Source organism: Schleiferilactobacillus shenzhenensis LY-73 (assembly GCF_000469325.1).
GTDB classification, from domain to species: domain Bacteria; phylum Bacillota; class Bacilli; order Lactobacillales; family Lactobacillaceae; genus Schleiferilactobacillus; species Schleiferilactobacillus shenzhenensis.
On record NZ_KI271625.1, the window covers coordinates 5,645 to 7,601 of the forward strand.

3 protein-coding genes and 1 pseudogene are annotated in these 1,957 nt (G+C 58.8%); all 4 read left to right on the forward strand.

The window, feature by feature from the left end; translation table 11 throughout:
* The first annotated feature begins 99 nt into the window (after window positions 1–99).
* A complete protein-coding gene (locus L248_RS14755) occupies window positions 100–603 on the forward strand; it encodes a DUF5067 domain-containing protein (RefSeq protein WP_022531063.1) in 504 nt (167 codons plus the stop codon).
* Window positions 604–703: 100 nt separating this feature from the next.
* Entirely contained in the window at window positions 704–1,336 is a 633-nt protein-coding gene (locus tag L248_RS14760) for a DUF2178 domain-containing protein (RefSeq protein WP_022531064.1), read from the forward strand.
* A gap of 91 nt (window positions 1,337–1,427) precedes the next feature.
* Window positions 1,428–1,694: pseudogene (locus L248_RS14765) on the forward strand (aquaporin); the annotation flags it as partial.
* 116 nt (window positions 1,695–1,810) lie between these two features.
* On the forward strand, window positions 1,811–1,957 hold a 147-nt coding region (locus tag L248_RS16485; RefSeq protein ID WP_342665180.1), incomplete at its 3' end, for a helix-turn-helix domain-containing protein.

A 1,957-nucleotide genomic window follows, 5' to 3' on the forward strand; every position in this document is an offset into this window, starting at 1 on the left:
AAGGTACTGTTTCGCCCGACCCTTGTACCCGCGCGGATTCCCGCGTAAACTTATTAACGTTGGTCAAAATTTAGTAAACACAAGGAGGACCTTTCTCACATGAAAAAACTTGCATTGGTTGGTATCACCCTGCTCAGCGCCCTGGCCCTGGGGGCTTGCCAGTCTGGCGGCCAGACACAGGCAAACGCCAGTAATATCACGGTCTCTAAGGGCTTCAAGAACGATACGGTGAAGCGCTCGGATTACACCGTGACCATCGACAAGGCCAAGGTACTCAAGGCGCACGCCAAGGGTAATGATACAGACCATGCCGTGGTGGCACTCTACTACACGCTGAAGAACACAGGCAGCACGCCGACGACGCCGGATGCGGCCTTCAACGACACCCTCACCGTCACCCAGGGCAAGAACACCCTAGATGCGGACGGTGTGCCGGCGGACAAGTACCTGACCGTTTCCGGGACGCCGGTGAAGAAGGGCAAGTCCGTGCAAGCGGCGAGCAACTTCACCCTCAAGGACAGCAAGACAGCCGTCAAGCTGACCGCTCGGAATGGCGCGTTCGGTAAGGTCATCGGCGAGGAGAGTATCGATATCACCAAGTAATCGGTGAGAAATTGGCCGTGCGGCAAGTGCCGGACGGTTTTTTTCTGCCGTCAGTGCGGTCAATCCCGTATAATAGACTGTAAGAAAGGAAGCGGTGCCGATGATGAGCACGGTGATGATTGTCTTATTGGTAATTGGCGGCGGAATGGCCCTGGTGGGACTGGTCTGGCTGATCGCGGCCCTGCTGCGTAAGCGCCGCTGGCAGCAGCCGGTTCTAGTCTTCACAGTCGGCGCGCTGGTCGCCCTGCTCACCTTCACGGGGCTGGGCGCTCTGGTAACGGATGAACGCGCCCAATCCGTGGCCGAGAAGACGTCTGCCCAGGCTGCCGCCGATGCCAGCGCCAGTACTTCGGCCGCGGCCAGCCGGCGGGCAGAGTCGCAAGCGGACATTCAAAGCAGCCGAGCAGCTGCGGACCAGGCTGCCTCACAGTCGGCTGCAGATGCGTCTTCCGTTGCGGCTGCAAGTGCCAGCGCGGCAGCGTCTTCCTCTCGGTCCGCGGCATCCGCGGCCAGTGCATCGTCGGCCGCCGCCAGTCGAAGCAGCCAAGAGGCCGCCTCCGCCAGCAGTGCCAGCAGCCGCAGTCAAGAACAGGCAGTCGTGGGCGACACCCGCACGCATCAGTATTATCCGGCAACGGCTGTTCCTGACACTGTCCCCGCCTCTGCCCGAGCGTCCTTCAGTGATGCCCAAGCCGCCGCCAGTGCTGGCTTCAGCGCGGCCACCGGCCAATAATTTTTTGGGCAGCCAGCACAGTCCTCAGCCTTCCCGGCGGTCGCTGGCGCGTGATTCATACCCTTATTAATTCAGAAAGCTGGATATTTTTATGTCATTCACTTTGCTCGCGCGGCTCGCCGCAGAATTCATCGGTACCGCCATCATGATCATTCTCGGTAACGGTGCAGTGGCCAACGTCGACCTCAAAGGCACCAAGGGGAACGGATCCGACTGGATGCTCATCGCCGTGGGCTACGGTGCCGGAGTGATGATCCCCGCCCTGCTCTTCGGCAGCATCTCCGGTAACCACATCAACCCGGCGTTCACCGTCGGGCTGGCGGTTTCCGGCCTCTTTCCTTGGGCCGAAGTCGCGCCCTAAATTGCAGCCCAATTTCTCGGCGCCATCATGGGTCAGCTGGTCATGATTGCCGCGTATAGCCAAAGTTTCTGGGCAATCCCCTATCAAAACATAATTCATGATACAATTATGTCATGCAAGCGAAAGAGGTCTTACAGATCCTGCAAATCAGCCGCCCAACTTTGGGCCGGTGGCGCAAAGAAGGGATCTTAAAAGCAAGAAAGCTGCCCAACGGACAGTACGATTGGGATGCTGATACCGTCTATGCAATCGCCAATAAG

Excerpts from the sequence above, each read along its gene's own strand:
- L248_RS14760 (WP_022531064.1), top strand. The coding sequence starts at position 704 with ATGATGAGCACGGTGATGATTGTCTTATTGGTAATTGGCGGCGGAATG.
- L248_RS14755 (WP_022531063.1), top strand. The coding sequence starts at position 100 with ATGAAAAAACTTGCATTGGTTGGTATCACCCTGCTCAGCGCCCTGGCC.